9 protein-coding genes are annotated in these 16111 nt (G+C 42.2%); 4 read left to right on the top strand and 5 right to left on the bottom strand.

Annotated features, from left to right (window positions below):
- The first annotated feature begins 32 nt into the window (after positions 1–32).
- Positions 33–2141 carry an ATP-dependent nuclease gene (locus tag AC5JPO_RS08740; RefSeq protein WP_493853873.1) on the top strand — a complete coding sequence of 703 codons (2109 nt, stop codon included), beginning with the start codon at positions 33–35 and terminating at the stop codon, positions 2139–2141.
- A complete protein-coding gene (locus tag AC5JPO_RS08735) occupies positions 2126–3901 on the top strand; it encodes a UvrD-helicase domain-containing protein (protein WP_493853872.1) in 1776 nt (591 codons plus the stop codon). The genes AC5JPO_RS08740 and AC5JPO_RS08735 overlap by 16 nt, the downstream gene beginning before the upstream one ends.
- A gap of 39 nt (positions 3902–3940) precedes the next feature.
- Here the strand turns inward: AC5JPO_RS08735 and AC5JPO_RS08730 are convergent, their stop codons facing one another.
- Positions 3941–4435 (bottom strand): cupin domain-containing protein, encoded by a 495-nt coding sequence (locus tag AC5JPO_RS08730; protein ID WP_493853871.1) that lies wholly within the window; start codon positions 4433–4435, stop codon positions 3941–3943.
- 189 nt (positions 4436–4624) lie between these two features.
- On the opposite strand from AC5JPO_RS08730, the gene AC5JPO_RS08725 reads away from it, so the two are divergent.
- Positions 4625–5779, top strand: coding sequence for a MalY/PatB family protein (locus tag AC5JPO_RS08725; RefSeq protein WP_493853870.1), 1155 nt, complete (start codon positions 4625–4627; stop codon positions 5777–5779).
- A 133-nt stretch (positions 5780–5912) separates the two neighbouring features.
- On the opposite strand, the gene AC5JPO_RS08720 is transcribed toward AC5JPO_RS08725, so the two are convergent.
- Positions 5913–6974: a hypothetical protein gene (locus tag AC5JPO_RS08720; protein ID WP_493853869.1), complete on the bottom strand. Its 1062-nt coding sequence runs from the start codon at positions 6972–6974 to the stop codon at positions 5913–5915.
- 246 nt (positions 6975–7220) lie between these two features.
- Complete coding sequence (locus AC5JPO_RS08715; protein ID WP_493853868.1) at positions 7221–9203, bottom strand: YadA-like family protein; 1983 nt, start codon at positions 9201–9203, stop codon at positions 7221–7223.
- 564 nt (positions 9204–9767) lie between these two features.
- On the opposite strand from AC5JPO_RS08715, the gene guaA reads away from it, so the two are divergent.
- Positions 9768–11378, top strand: a complete 1611-nt coding sequence (gene guaA / locus AC5JPO_RS08710) for a glutamine-hydrolyzing GMP synthase (RefSeq protein ID WP_493853867.1) — start codon at positions 9768–9770, stop codon at positions 11376–11378.
- Positions 11379–11473: 95 nt separating this feature from the next.
- Here guaA and AC5JPO_RS08705 read toward each other — a convergent pair whose 3' ends face one another.
- Together AC5JPO_RS08705 and AC5JPO_RS08700 are read right to left on the bottom strand one after the other, a co-directional pair.
- Positions 11474–14779, bottom strand: a complete 3306-nt coding sequence (locus AC5JPO_RS08705; RefSeq protein WP_493853866.1) for a VPA1262 family protein — start codon at positions 14777–14779, stop codon at positions 11474–11476.
- A gap of 228 nt (positions 14780–15007) precedes the next feature.
- Positions 15008–16012 carry a YhdH/YhfP family quinone oxidoreductase gene (locus AC5JPO_RS08700; protein ID WP_493853865.1) on the bottom strand — a complete coding sequence of 335 codons (1005 nt, stop codon included), beginning with the start codon at positions 16010–16012 and terminating at the stop codon, positions 15008–15010.
- Positions 16013–16111 lie beyond the last annotated feature (99 nt).

The following is a 16111-nucleotide window of genomic DNA, read 5'->3' as shown; positions in this document are numbered from 1 at the left end:
CTCTTTTACACTAACCTAAAGGCTGATGGTAAATGTATATATCAAAAATAAAAATAGAAAATTTCAGGAATTTTAGAAGTAATGAAATTGAGTTTAATGATGGTATTAACGTTATTATCGGCCATAACAATGCTGGTAAGTCTAATCTAATCAGAGCTTTAGGGTTAATTTTAAACCCAAATTCTAAAAAGCGTTTAACTGTTAACGACTTTAACATGAATGCTTCTTTGGATCAGCTAAGACAGCATTCTCCAAAAGTGTCTATTACAGTAACGATCTCTAAGGGCAATACTTCTAACAATGATGATTTAGTTACGGTCAGCGAATGGTTAACTTTGCTTACTGAAGATTATGAGGCGAAGCTTACCTATGAATTCTTTTTGCCTGAGAAATATGAGCAGAAATATTTAGAAGAAATGGAGCAATTAGTTCAATCAAATGAACAAGGAATTCCAAAAGAGTTAATAAGCAAAGCTTTCAAAACCATTGATAATGAATTTTTACGGCTTTATACCCACAAAATATGGGGAGGTGAAGTCACTAACCAAAATCAAGCAGATAGTGAGTTATTACAGAGGTTTGACTTTCAGTTTCTTGATGCTATTAGAGATGTTGAAAGAGACCTAGTTTCGGGTCGTAATGTAATGCTAAAAGAAGTATTACATTTCTTTTTAGATTATGAGGTTAAAAGTTCAACCGATAAGACCTTAGACAAAAACAAAGAAATAAAAGATAAGTCGAAACAATTTTCTGAGAGTTCTTCAAGATTGATTGAGGTCTTAGATAAAAGAATGGAAAGTGGTAAAGAGGCAATATTATCTTATGCTAATCAAACAGGTGCTTCTTTGAAATCCACACCTAATTTTGAGGGTGAGACATCAGATATAGAAATGTTGAGCTTTCTAAGACTCATTGTTGAGGAAGCAGGATTCAAAATTCCTGCCTCACATAATGGATTGGGTTATAACAATCTTATCTATATCTCAATACTTCTAGCAAAGATGCAAGCTAACGCAGATGAGGAATATTTTGGAGGTAACGCTAAAGTGTTTCCAATGCTTGTCATTGAGGAACCTGAAGCGCATTTACATCCATCAATGCAAGATAAATTTCTTAAGTTTCTAAAAACCAATATTAGTAACGATACTGTTAGACAAATCTTTATTACCTCACATTCAACTCATGTAACGTCAGCAACAGAATTAGAAGAGATAATATGTTTACATAACGATATTGAAGGTAACTCAAACGTAGGCTACCTAGCAAAAGTGTTTGATCATAGTGCTGTTGATCTAAAATCTCTAAAATACGTTAAAAGATTTCTAGATGCTACTAAATCAAATATGTTGTTCGCAGAAAAAATTATTCTTGTGGAAGGGTTAGCAGAGCAGTTACTAATGGGTATATTTGCAGAAAGTCTAGGAGATCCTCTTGAAAATCATCATATATCTGTAATTAACATAGGTGGTAGATACTTTAACCATTTTTTGAAGCTATTTGATACTGAACAAAGTGCCTCAGCAATTTTTAAGAAGGTGGTTTGTATAACAGACAGAGATCCTACTAGAAGAGAGAAAGTAGAAGACGAGGAACAAAATCAGAATAGTTACGAAAAATGTTATCCATTTGAGTACGAAGTAGATAGTGATAAATATGAATATAAAGATCATCCATCTCAGTTAATTGAAAAATATAAGAACCATAAGAATATCAGATTCTTTAGTCAAGAAGTCTGCAAAGGAAAGACACTTGAATATGATTTGGCTCTATACAATCCAAAATGTAAATTATTACTGACTGAAAGCATGTCTAATAAGTCTGAAATCCGAGAAATGATGGACTTAAACGAGAGCAGTACTTTGAGTGATTGTTTAGCTTTATTAGGTAATAGAAGTGACCCCGATAAAGAACTTAGTACAGAAAATCAAAGAATTAAGGAAGCGATTGAAGCACTAGGTGATACTTGGAGTGAAGAAGATAAAATAAAAGCCGTTATAGCCTCAAGATATTTAAATTCAATTGGGAAAGGAGAGAATGCACTAGAGCTAGCATACGCTCTTGAGGAAAATCTAACTAATAATATCGAGGATTTTGTTGTACCTAAGTATATGAGGGAGGCTTTAGCATGGATATGCGAGTAGAGCCTATACGAATTGACTCGGGTAATAAGCTTGGTGATATCGAGCATCATTTTAGAGTATTAGCTGGACCCGGTGCAGGTAAAACACACTGGCTCGTTAATCATATTAAAGAAGTTTTACACACATCTGAGCGATTAGATAAAAGTAGAAAAGTCGCTTGTATTACTTATACTAATACAGCAGTAGAGATAATTCGAGATAGGCTAGGTTCATCTTCTAATCAAGTAGAAGTTTCAACAATTCATAGCTTCTTATATAAACATGTTATAAAGCCATATATGCACTTCATCGCAGATGACTATGGTTTCAATGTTTCTAGGTTAGATGGTCATGATGACGTTAATATATCTAAAAAAAAGATAAGGGAATGGATAGAAAATCACTCTAATAAACATCTCTTGAAGTCACATTATAGTGTTAGTTCTCTTACTAATAGACCCGAAAATCTGAATAAGGTGGCTAGATGGCTAAGTACTTTAAGATGTGAGTTTGATAATGAGAGTAGTTTGGTTTTCAAAGCTGATAGATCTGAAAGTTATATTTATGAGGGAGAAAAAAGGATTTATTTGCATGCTAAGGCTATTGATGCCTTGGAGACAAACTTTAATTCTATTAAAGAATTATATTGGAATGACGGATATCTACATCATAATGATGTATTATTTTTTAGTTTTCAAATAATCGAAAAACATCCTTTTATCTTAGACGTTTTAAGAGCTAAGTTCCCCTACTTTTTTGTAGACGAGTTTCAAGATAGTAACCCTATTCAAGTTGAACTATTGCGTCAGGTTGGGGTGCAAGACACTATCATAGGAATTATTGGTGATATTGCGCAGTCTATATTTCAGTTTCAAGGCGCACTCCCCAAACAGTTTGGCGATTTTCAGCTAGAAGGCATAAGAGATTATAAAATAGATGATAATAGACGTAGTACGAAAGAAATTATTAGTTTACTAAATCATATAAGACCTGATTTTACACAACAAGGTCAAGATGAGTTTAATGGAAACAAGCCTATTATTTACGTTGGGCATAGATTAACTGTTCTGCAAACAATTGAAAGAACATCTTTTGAGGAAGAAATAACCACACTCTCTTGGAAAAATATAACTGCTAATGCTTTGAAAAAAGATATTGAAGGTATAGATTTAAACGACAATTTGTTCAAAGATTTAAAAGGAGTTGATAGTCCCAATCGCTATAGATTGGTTATACCATGCATAACAGCTGTAGAATTATGTCGTGAAAATAAAATTAAAGAAGCTTTGAATGAGCTTAAAAAATATTTTGGGAGAAGTAGCCAAGGTAAGAAAGACGCTTTAGGTTTGCTTTTCTTAATAAATAGTAAGTACGATGAGTACTGTAATGAACCCTTAATGACTTTCTATAATATATTACAAGCGGATTCAGGGATTGATGGACTTAGTAATTTTAGGGCTGGAAATCCTAAAAATTTTTACGACAATACTAACTATAAGAGCTTAGCCTTATGTGTAAATATTATTGAAGATACCAGTAATAATATTACTATACACAAGTCGAAAGGTGCTGAATTTGAGAATGTACTACTTGTTCTAGACGATGAGAAAGAACTTAGTTTTATAACTGCTCCTAATCTAGATGAATTAGAAGAACATAGGCTCAGGTATGTTGCTATCAGTAGGGCTATCCAGAATTTATTTATTACAGTATCAGAATTGAGTCAGACAACAGAGGATCGCCTAAATCATTTAGGTTTAGTTGATGTAGTTAGGATCTAATAATATTTAGCATAATTTATATGTCATAGAGAACTGTTCTCAAACCTCACCCAAATTCTCCAAATCCACATACTCCTTTTTACCATGAATCTTATACATCTTACGGTCGATCTCTGGATACAGGGTAATATCAATATCAGGTCGGCTGCCGCCCATTAGATAAGTAGCATCGGCATCGCTATCATTACGCATTGAGTGCGCAGCGCCATGCGCAGGGAACGCCGCAAAGTCGCCAGCCTTTAGCGAATACTGCTCATCGCCGAAGCGTAGCGACAGCTCGCCCGACAGCACATAAATGAACTCATCGGACTCTTCATGATAGTGATGGGTCGTCGTCTCATCGCCTGCCTCTACCCGCACAAGGTGCAAGCCAAATTTGGTCAGACCGACAATATCACTGAGCGACACCGTATGGCGAATGGCTTTCTCATTGAACTGGTGGACATGCTTAGTCTCAGGCGTGTTATCGATATCGGATTTGGTCAAGACGTATGCTTGCGTGTCTGTAAGCGGCTTTTGGTTTGCAGTGGTCATCATCGGTCTCCTTGATTGAGGTGCTCAGTGTCTATCCCTGTGAGTCAATAGTATCAGATTTTAAAAGGGACGAAATAGGCATGATTTTGATAATCATATAGCGACTTTATATATCCTGCATAAAGCGATTGTTGATGACGCCATTCCTGTTGTACCCTGAACCATTATTTAAAATATAGGAGCGCGCAAGTGTTATACAACTTTGATGAAGTCATCGATAGACGGGATACAGGATCACTCAAATGGCACTATAGCGATGACACGATTGCGCTGTGGGTAGCCGATATGGATTTCAAAGCTGCCCCGCCGATCTTGGAGGCAATTGAAAAAGCCGTGCAGCACGGCATATTGGGCTATACCAAACCCACCGCAGCGCTGTATGACGCGATCGTTGACTGGCATGGCAGTCGCTATGAGTTGCCGCTTGCTAAAGAAAATATCTTGTTCTCGCCGGGTGTCGTACCAAGCTTAGCGCTGATGATGCATGTGTTTACTAAGCTCGGGGATGCGGTACTGGTCAATGATCCGATTTATGCGCCATTTATGAGTAAGGTTGAGCAAAATGGGCGCACGCTCATTACTTCCTCGTTACAAGAGAGCGAGAGCAAATATCGTTTGAATTTGGTCGATATCGAAGCCAAGATTATCGAGCATAATGTGAAGCTATATTTACTTTGCAATCCACACAATCCGGGCGGGCGCGTGTGGACAGCAGATGAGCTGAATGCACTGCTTACCATTTGCAAAAAACATGATGTGGCGATTGTCAGTGATGAGATTCACCAAGATTTGACTCTGAGTGGGTATGCTTTTACGCCGTTTTTAACACTAGCGGCAGGATATGAGCATAAGGTGGTGAGCCTAACCTCGATGACCAAAACCTTTAATATCGCTGGTATCAAAGGCTCAATGATCTTTGCTAAGGATGCAGCATTAATCCAAAAAATCAGCCAGCAGCAGCAGCTAAACGACGAGTATGAACTGAATTTATTTGCATACACAGCGATGCGTAGTGCGTATAGCGAGGGCAGTGACTGGTTGTCGCAGGCGCTGGATTATATTGAGGGTAATATTGATCTAACCATGCAGTATTTCGCTGAGCACTTGCCTAAGATCAAGGTCATGCGTCCAGAAGCGTCCTATTTGATCTGGCTGGATTGCGCAGCCTATAGTCAAGACGATCAACAACTTTATAATGCGCTGCGTGCAGCAAAAGTGGAGCTCAATGCCGGAATTAAATATGGTGAAGAAGGACACTCAAAAATGCGCCTTAACGTGGCTTGTCCTCAAGCGGTGTTGATAGAAGGATTAAACCGCATCCATCACGCTTTTAGCACTATATAGCTTCTATATATAGAAGCTACATACAGAAGCTATTATCAAATGATTTGCTCATAAGTTTCGTCATAGTGAGATATAAAAAACCCCGCAATAGCGGGGTTTTTGCTGTTTATATTAAGACTAATAGTTGTTAGGATTACTGAGCTGATTTGTAATAATCAACAAGCATGGTACCTAACGTGCCGTTCTCATCAATCGTTACGATACTGACTTGACCTGTCTGTGAGGCGGTACTTGATTTAACTTGTCCTGCATTACCCAAGACGACCTGATGTTTATTGGTTGCTTTGACGCCGTTACCAATAGCGATGCTGTTCAAACCGCTAGCAACTGAGATATTACCGATAGCAATAGATGCTTCACCCTGTGCCGCAGCGGCTTCACCAACTGCTGTTGCACGTATGCCGCTAGCATTGGCTAGGTGACCAAATGCTTGCGCACGCTCGCCCGTGGCTTTTGATTTCCAGCCGATAGAGGTGGAGCCCAGACCTGCTGCATTGGCTTCGCCGCCGACTGCTGTAGCAGAGTTCATGCCAGCATTGGCTTTGTTGCCGACCGCGACAGTGTCATTAGTTCCACCAGCCATTGCGGCTTCGCCGACCGCTGTTGCGCGTACACCGCTAGCATTGGCTAGATGACCAAACGCTTGTGCTCGCTCAGCCGTGGCTTTTGACTGCCAACCGATAGAGGTCGACCCCAGACCCGCTGCATTGGCTTCACCGCCGACCGCTGTGGCAGAGTTCATACCAGCATTGGCTTTGTTTCCGACCGCGACAGTATCGTTAGTTCCACCAGCCATCGCTGCTTCACCGACTGCCGTTGCTCGTACACCGCTAGCATTGGCGAGATGACCAAATGCTTGCGCTCGCTCAGCAGTGGCCTTTGACTGCCAACCGATAGAGGTAGATCCTAGACCTGCTGCATTGGCTTGACCACCGACCGCTGTGGCAGAGTTCATACCAGCATTGGCTTTGCTACCGATAGCGACAGTATCGTTAGTACCGCCAGCAGTTGCTGCACTACCACAGGCAATAGCAGACTTGACGTTGCTAGTGGCACCCATGATGGTTTGGGTATTGGCATCATTGATCTGACATTCAGCTGCCATCACAGCGGTAGTGCTTAAAGACGCTGCTGCAATTGTTAGGGCAAGAGTGCTGATCTTTCGTGCTGAGTATGACGAGACTGCAATTTTCATAATTTTTCCTCTGTTAAAATAGTTAAAGACTTCCTAGTTGTTTTGATGGAACCGTAAACACGTCTCTGTGAAACGAATTTTTATTTATTTTGAGTAAACTTCTAACGCTAAAAGATATCTACCTCGCTATGTTTAAATACGCATGAAGACGAGGTAAATATCTGTTTATTGACTAGCCCGTATATCAATTAATAGACGAGCCAGTTGCTAAGCCAAAATCATCAAACGAAAATCACTAAGCAACACTTACCAAGCAAAGGTTACCCCGCCGCGTGCGCCTACTTTACCCGTGTCAGTACCGAAGCCTGCACCAGTTGAGATGGTGATACTATCACTGACTCGACCAGCGAACGAGGCGCTGATGGCTGAGCTGCTATTGTAATAACCCGTACCGATAGTCATGGCGTAACGCTTACCTGAAGGGATAACTGGGGTTTCCATCGATAGAGCCATCGCAATACCATCTTCCGCTTCATCTAAGCGATCTTCTTGACGGTTGTATTGACTACGCAAATCGTTGAATTGTCTTGATGTTGCTAGTGACTCCATATTCAGGGTACCTAGCGTACCACTTGCATCCGCTGTCACAATATTGGTTACGCCAGATTGTGATAGAGTGCTCTCTTGCAGTTGGTTTGTGCTACCTAAGACGATTTGATTGTCGTTTGCCGCTGCAGCACCATTACCAATAGCGATACCGTTTGAGCCACTAGCAGATGACTGATTACCCAGTGCTACTGATCCTGCACCTTGTGCTTGCGCAGCTTCACCCACGGCGGTAGAGCGTTCGCCAGTTGCAGATGCTAAATGACCAAAGGCTTGTGCACGAACGCCACTAGCGGTTGACTGCCAGCCGATTGCGGTCGCACCCGCTTGCGTCGCTTGGGCTTGTGCGCCGATAGCAGTAGAAGAGGTACCAGAAGCGGTCGTTTGACGCTCGCCACTTCTATCACCACCGACCGCTACACCATCGAGACCTGAGGCGACTGAGTTATTACCGATAGCAATTGCATTGTCTGATTCAGCACTAGCATCTTCACCTACAGCAAGTGAGCGTACGCCAGAAGCACTGGCTAGATGACCAAAAGCCTGCGCCCTCTCTGCGGTAGCCGTTGCACGCCAACCCACAGCGGTCGCACCTGCAGTCTCACCCGTAGAAGTTAGAGAGCCTGCGTTTAAATCTGTACCATCCGCCACTGTTCCGGTAAAGGCTTCGCCGCCCAATACCGTCGTCGAATTACCATTGGCTTGAGTTTTGTTACCGATAGCTACGGTATCATTAGCGCCGCCAGCAAAAGCATCTTCACCGACTGCGGTAGAACGAACACCAGTAGCACTGGCTAAATGACCGACTGCGGTCGCTCTCTCTGCCGTAGCCGTTGCACGCCAACCAAGGGCAGTAGCACCTGGAGTCTCACCTGTAGAAGTTAGAGCACCTGCATTTAAATCTGTATCATCCGCCACTGTTCCAGTAAAGGCCTCACCGCCTAGTACAGTCGTCGAATTACCATTGGCCTGCGTCAAGTTGCCGACAGCCACAGTATCATTGGTTCCACCAGCAAAAGCCGCTTCACCAACTGCTGTAGAGCGCACACCATTTGCTTGAGCCAAATGACCGAATGCTTGCGCACGCTCTGCATTTGCACCCGACTGCCAACCGATAGCAGTGGCACCAGGACCAGTTGCTACTGACTCGCCACCAACCGCTGTCGTAGAGTTGCCTTGCGCGCTAGCACCAGCACCGATTGCTACAGCGTCATTACCATTGGCATTTGAGCCAACACCATCTTCGTCTAAGTTCCCGTCATTATTGACATCATTATTACCACCAATCGCGATAGCACCGTTACCTGTCGCCGTTGCATCCTCACCGACAGCAACTGACTGAACACCGATTGCAGAGGTCTGATGACCCAGTGCGGTTGATCGATTGCCTGCAGTAACTGCTTGCCAGCCGATAGCAGTAGCACCAGGACCACTCGCCACTGACTCGCCGCCAACCGCTGTAGTTGAGTTACCAGTTGCTGTGGAGTCTGTACCGACAGCAAGTGCATCCACACCTGTTGCAGCCGCATTGACACCGCACTCTAGCGCAGTGGCATCAGTGCCTGCATTACAGTCTGGCGTTGCGTCAGCAAAAGCTGAAACTGAGGTCAATGTTGCTGCAGCAACTGCTAAAGTGAGTGAGCTAAGCTTAAGTGCTGAACGCTTTGAGAAATCCTTTTCCATAATCTTATTCCTTTGATAAAAGCTCCTACGAGCCTTATGGTTGGTGCGACAGGTGTGGGTAAAGGCGTATCGGACCCTATATTTATAGGGTAATTATCTAAATGATTTAATGGTTTATTATCTCTGTAATAGTAAGAACCTCTTAACAATGTACACGTCCTAGCAACAAAAATCGACTAATATTTCGCTATTGTTTAAAAATATTTGTCATTAAATAGCAAAGCTTTATCGTTCCTTAAGGACAGGTGTTAAGTGAGCGTAGTCGTTGTACTCTTGAGAAGGTTTATAGCTAAAACATCCTGACTAAAGAGCCACCATAAAAAGTAAGAGTCGTTATATAGATATGGTGCTATAGCAAGTGAAAAGTTAGGAAAGTCTTGAACATACAACAATACGATTGAAAAATAATAGGATGCCAGAGGACAAGGTCGTTTAAATGACAGGATTGAATGTTTTTTCTAAAGAAAATGATTGAATAATGAAATATTGCGGAGGAAGTAACCCTTATGAGGCGTAAACTTGTTAAAATAGGGCACCAATTTATCTATTGATGGACATCGATTTATGACCACTGCCGCTGCCACTCCTACAATCAAAGAAGATCGCATCTTAATCCTCGATTTTGGCTCGCAATACAGTCAGTTAATCGCTCGCCGTGTGCGCGATTCTGGGGTGTTTTGTGAAATGTTCCCTTATGATATCGATACTCAGCGAATCATCGATTTTGGTGCAAAAGGCGTCATCTTGTCGGGTGGCCCTGAGAGCGTTCATGCTGAAAACAGCCCACGTATCAACGATGCAGTATTTGAGCTAGGCGTGCCCGTATTAGGTATCTGCTACGGTATGCAAGCGATGGCCGATCGTTTTGGCGGGCAGGTTCATGCCAGTGATATTCATGAGTTTGGAGCCGCGACCATTGATGTCACTGGTCATTCGCAGCTCACTGACGGTATCGAAGACAGCAAGACTGACGGCGCGGCTACCAAGCTAAGCGTTTGGATGAGTCATGGTGATAAAGTCATCGAAGCGCCTGAAGGCTTTGATATCGTTGCTAGCACGCCAAGCTGTCCGATTGCAATTATGGCCAATGACGACAAACAATACTACGGTCTACAGTTCCATCCAGAAGTCACGCATACGCTACAAGGTCAAGAGTTGCTGGGTCGTTTCGTCCATCAAATCTGCGAGTGCGCAGGTGAGTGGACGCCAGACAACATCGCTGATATGCGTATCGCACAGCTAAAAGAGCAAATCGGTGACAAACAAGTATTGCTAGGTCTATCGGGCGGTGTTGATAGTTCAGTCGTTGCCGCGCTATTACACAAAGCAATCGGAGATCAGCTGACTTGTGTGTTCGTTGATAACGGTCTATTGCGTCTACACGAAGGCGACCAAGTGATGCAAATCTTTGCTGAAAACATGGGTGTAAAAGTTATCCGCGTCGATGCTGAAGATTTGTTCTTAGATGCACTAGCAGGCGAGTCTGATCCAGAGAAAAAACGCAAAATCATTGGTAAAACGTTCATCGACGTATTCGCTGATAGCGCGCGTCAAGTGAGTGAGCAGAGCGATGGTAAAGTCGTTGAGTTCTTGGCACAGGGTACGATTTACCCAGACGTCATCGAATCTGCTAAGTCGCATCAAGGCAAAGCCCACGTGATTAAGAGTCACCATAACGTTGGCGGTTTGCCAGATGATTTAGCATTTAAACTGATTGAGCCATTACGTGATTTGTTCAAAGACGAAGTACGTAAGCTCGGTATTACGCTAGGGTTACCTGCCAAAATGATCTATCGTCATCCGTTCCCAGGTCCAGGTTTGGGCGTGCGTATCCTTGGTGAAGTTAAAAAAGAATATGCTGATATCCTGCGTTTGGCTGATGCTATCTTTATGCAAGAGCTTGAGCGTTCAGGCTGGTATGACAAGACGGCACAAGCATTTGCGGTATTCCAACCAATCAAATCTGTCGGCGTGGTCGGCGATGGCCGCCGCTATGCGTGGGTCATCGCGCTACGTGCGGTTGAGACGGTAGACTTTATGACCGCTCGCTTTGCGCATCTGCCATATGATTTGATCGAGACGGTATCGAACCGCATTATGAATGAAATCGCTGACGTATCACGCGTGACGTATGATGTGTCGAGTAAGCCGCCAGCGACGATCGAGTGGGAATGATTTCCAGTTATAAACGCATAAAAAAAGCCCATAGTTGTATGGGCTTTTTTTATGACTAACTGCTTTGAAGCTCAAAATACATTTTGCGTTTTGAATTACTTCACATTAATCGCCGTTTGTATAATCTGGTGGAGATGATGTGAACATATTGTTTGAGGTTCAGGTGTTCCATAATTACTTAACATATTTATTGAAAAGCTGTCCCAAGTCGATGGAGAGATTCTTTCCATGATTTCTTTACTTTCCACTAGAAGTTCATCAATTGGTACCGATTGTTCAGGTAACATTGCTGCAATTTTATTAGTAAGTCCATAGAGCCATAGGTTGACTTGGTGTGCATTACTGTACGATTTCCAATTTATCTGATCGCTCATTGGTCGCCTAATAGTTCGAGCCAATATATTAAAAACTCTCCTGAGTTCTTGGAAAATGCTTTCCTGAGTATCGGAGTTTATGTATTTGGTTAGCACAGCCAGCTCATCTGTAAATGCTCCATCCGTTTCTAGTGAGAAATGGATATCATCTTCCTTGAGAGCTGCTAGCCATTGATCAGTAACTTCTTTCAACCATTGATTGGCAACTTGCTCAATAGTGACTTTTTTTTGCTCAATCATAGGTATAAGTATAGATTCAAGAATCCAAGGTGTAAAATGGTGCAGCTTACCAAGACGACCACGAACGGGATCAAGAATATCCTTGAGTTCATGGTCTATAAGAGGGGAGTGCAATGAATCGATTAAGTAAGTAATGAGTTCTGGTTTTATATCCGAATTAAGGTAATTAGCTTCGTTTATCATCCAACACTGAATGGTACGTCGAGCAGAGGTTTCAATATGGTTAATCTTAGAGAGTGTTTCAACTCCCCAGTTGCCTCTATTTATAGCATTTGCCAGTACATGAAGTCCTATCCAAGTTATAAGGCTCACATTGCTCTGCAAAAGCGCATCAATTTGTTCATGGTTCTTATCGAAGTTGACGCATAAACAAATATGCTTAAGGGTTTCAATCACAAGTGCACGGTCTCGAAGTCGTGTGACAGGTTCAGAAAGTATAGTGTTTAACCAAGATATTAACTGCTTTGGATCTTCCGACCATAGAATATTTATAGAGTAGTAGTCACTCCATGAGGTATCTACGGGTGAGTAAGTGAATGTACTAAGCGGATCACATTTTGAAAGTAATAGTTCTATGAGTTCTTGTGAACGGTAGTGTTCAATATCGAGCTGTGTTTTCATGGGTAATGGTTGCAGCGCATTTGTTCTAGAGGAGGAGATATGCTCCAAAAGTGCAAGTTTCACTGGTTCTGATAAGATTGCATCCTCCTTGTTATAGAGGCTACCAGAATAGCGACTAGCTGGGGAGTTTGCTATCACATAACCAAGGGCGTCCCATGCTGAGGAAAAATCTGCTATTGGTAGCCCTTCAGTCCAAAATTTGGCTGGAAGAGCGTCAAAAAGGTCTGGGTCCAACTGTGCATCCTTAACGTAGCCTTTCTTATCCATCTCTTCTACAAGTGCGTCTCCAGATAAGTCTGAAAGCTGTTCATTATTGAGCCACCAAGCTATCACGCTACCAGCGTATGGATGCTCTGAGAATGAACAAGAATGGTTAGACTCATGAGGCTTTTCTTCCATTTGTGTTTGACTATTACTTGAATCGAAGATTATTTTTGCTAATGGTCTAGATTCGGGCTCATAAAACGTATGTTGAATAATTTTGTCAATATACTCGAATACATTTGGAAGTATATCTAGTGGTATTGGTGTTACCAGTAGCGGGTGATTCTCACTAGCTCTCTGAATTGAATTAGAAAGGTGATACCCTGCTAGTGCCTGACCACTGGCGGAACGAATGAGAATCATTCGGTCATGGAGTTTACTTTCCGGAACTGCAAGCACCTTGAGATCAACGCTCCCAAAATAGCCATTATTCCAGCCCGAACATCTTGCTAAAAGATTGTCAACGCGGGTGGGCTGACTAGAATCGTTTGTACTATCATTATTAGAAATTTTTTCTGTCGTAATGATCAGGTAATTAGCGCTATCCGTCCCTAGTCTATTGAGAAGTTCAATGCCCACATCTTCCATATATGGATCGACCCAAGCGACTTTCGCGTTGTGGTGCTTTTTGAAAATATCTTTAAGCCAGTTTCCTAATTCAAGACGGCTCACACCGCTGTCATTAAGAGTGGGAAAAAACCTACCCTCAGAATTATCTGGGCACAGCTGTTTGACTCTTTTTTGGATCAATCGATTAGTTGCAACCCATGGATCAGCTGTATGATCACCTACTGTTGACCGAGAAGTGCGAGCAGCACGTTCAATCTGCTTTGCTTGCTCCAGTCTAAACTTCTCTTTTTTAGGTACTTTCTTGTCTAGCCATGAAAAACTCTCATTTGATCTCACGCCATCCATTAATTGTAGATTGAGATTCGCTTCTCGGACAAAATAGTTACCAGTTTGAATTAAGAGGAATGAATCATTTTCGTTAGAGCCAAGTGCATATATTTCCATTGTATAAGCTGTGCTAGCTTGGTTTTGAAACGCTTGTATTTCAAATGAATGGCAAATTGGATAAGAAGAGTCTTTACTGATTTTGGTAATATAAGAAGACTGAACACTACCGTCACTATATGCCTTAATAATGACTAACAAATCTGAAGGTTCTCGAGTTAATGGTTCAAATAGCTTCAGAGAAGACTGCTTTCCTTTCAAGGTTATATCGTATTTACAACGCTCATTAGTATTAAGCCCTGGCGCACAAATGAATTCAAAGTCATTAAGTCTCCAAGAATCAATTTCGGAAAAATCCATGCCAGTCTCAGCATCTAATATTCGGCACGCAGCTTTAGCAATCATCATGTCGCACCCTTCAGGGACACTGAATATTTTTGGTTTGGTATCTGAAGAAACTGAACCGCTATCAACACTGCAATGACTGTTTGGGCTTAATTGCTTTGTTTGAAATTGATAATAATCGCGAGTGGGCAAATGCATTACAGGACGAGTGATAGGGTTATCACCGAAGATACTTTCGCCAACAATATTAGCCAGTTTTTCGCTAACAGTTAGTCCAGCAAATTGACTGGCGTTTTGAAGAGAGGCTCCACTGATGAATTGTTCAAGAAAAGCTTTTAGTTTTTTAGTGGAAGTATAAATGCTCAGAGAATGCGTTTTGACTGAGCAATTATCATAGAGTGGTGTGTTTTTACTCACAGTACCATGCCAACAGTCTGATAAGTATGTGCCCGATAGCGACCTACCATATAGAAAACGTAACTCTCTCAAATTTCCTCGTTCAATTTCTAGTATCCATATTTGGCTTACAGTGATGTTGCTATCATCACCAAAAAGGTCATACAGTCTGAAGTCTGCAAATAATGTATCAAGATGGTTAGCCATAAAAAATCACTCTATCCGAATTAATTACCAGTATATTGAATATTTTGCTCTTTAAAATCATCTATTAGTATAAAGTTTTTTAAAACTTAATATTTCCTTTGCGAATCTAAATAGTAAAAACATACTTTTCAATAAAATTTTTTAAGAAAGGATTCAAGTGTTAGAACCAAAAAAAAGCAACACCCCAAAAGAAGTGCTGCTTTTTCATCAATACTAACTCTTAAAAAACTAACCCCAAACATTCACCACATAACGCCCAACCGTTTTGCCCGCCATAAAGCGATCTAAGTATTCTGGTGTTTGCTCTAACGTAATTTCTTCGCCATAGCTTTCAAGATTAGGCAATTTCATATCAGTGGCGACACGCTGCCAAATCGCTTCTTTATCCGCCAATGGAATATAAACCGAGTCGATACCCAGTAGTGACACGGCACGAGTGATAAACGGCATGACCGTCATGGAGAACTCAGCACCGCCTGCTAGGCCGCAATTGGTTACTGCGCCGCCCGCTTTGGTTTGCTTGAGCAAGTTAGATAGATACTCACCGCCGAGGGTATCGATAGCGTTTGCCCATAGTTCACGGCCGACTGGTTTTTTGCCGATTTCATTGATGGTATCGCGATGACGGACTTCGCTTGCGCCCACTGCTTTTAGATGGTCGCTTTGCTCTGGCTTACCTGAGAATGCAATCACCTCGTAGCCGAGCTGCTTTAGGATTGCGATACTGATCGTACCCACGCCGCCGGTTGCGCCAGTGACAGCGACTGGACCATCACTTGGTTTTGCGCCCATTTTCTCTAGTTTTTGTACACTGAGTGCTGCGGTCAGTCCGCCTGTACCATAGGTCATCGCTTCTTTTAGCGTCAGCGTCTCTGGACACGCCAGCGCCCAATCTGCTGGTATCGAGATCATCTGACCCAGACCGCCGTCGGTATTCATACCGAGATCATAGCCAAATACCAATACTTCTTGCCCTGCGCTAAACGTGCCTGACTTGTCACTGACGACCACGCCCGCTGCATCGATACCAGGCGTATGCGGATACTCTCTGGTGATTCGCTTATTGCCTGACGCCGACATTGCATCTTTGAAGTTCAATGATGAGTAGTGTACTTCGATGAGTAGGTCGTTCTCTGGTAGGTCGCTGACACTACGTTCTTGGATGCTTTTTTTGAATTCACCGTCGCTGGTTTCCTCGACGACGAGTGCTTTGAATGTTGTATCGTTTGACATGGTTATATCCTTATTAATTTTTATGGTTTGTGTTTATTAATGATGCTGTAGCGCTACTATTAGAGCGTCGATATAGTTAAAACAGTACGGCTAAAGCAA

The sequence above is a fragment of the Psychrobacter sp. H25 genome, assembly GCF_059076335.1.
Note: the sequence above shows the minus strand (reverse complement) of the source record. Positions and strands in the feature narration are given on the sequence as shown.

What these genes read in the sequence shown, in the direction of transcription:
- AC5JPO_RS08740 (WP_493853873.1), top strand. Translation starts at nt 33, where the DNA reads ATGTATATATCAAAAATAAAAATAGAAAATTTCAGGAATTTTAGAAGT.
- AC5JPO_RS08735 (WP_493853872.1), top strand. Translation starts at nt 2,126, where the DNA reads ATGGATATGCGAGTAGAGCCTATACGAATTGACTCGGGTAATAAGCTT.
- AC5JPO_RS08730 (WP_493853871.1), bottom strand. Translation starts at nt 4,435, where the DNA reads ATGACCACTGCAAACCAAAAGCCGCTTACAGACACGCAAGCATACGTC.
- AC5JPO_RS08720 (WP_493853869.1), bottom strand. Translation starts at nt 6,974, where the DNA reads ATGAAAATTGCAGTCTCGTCATACTCAGCACGAAAGATCAGCACTCTT.
- AC5JPO_RS08715 (WP_493853868.1), bottom strand. Translation starts at nt 9,203, where the DNA reads ATGGAAAAGGATTTCTCAAAGCGTTCAGCACTTAAGCTTAGCTCACTC.
- guaA (WP_493853867.1), top strand. Translation starts at nt 9,768, where the DNA reads ATGACCACTGCCGCTGCCACTCCTACAATCAAAGAAGATCGCATCTTA.
- AC5JPO_RS08705 (WP_493853866.1), bottom strand. Translation starts at nt 14,779, where the DNA reads ATGGCTAACCATCTTGATACATTATTTGCAGACTTCAGACTGTATGAC.
- AC5JPO_RS08700 (WP_493853865.1), bottom strand. Translation starts at nt 16,012, where the DNA reads ATGTCAAACGATACAACATTCAAAGCACTCGTCGTCGAGGAAACCAGC.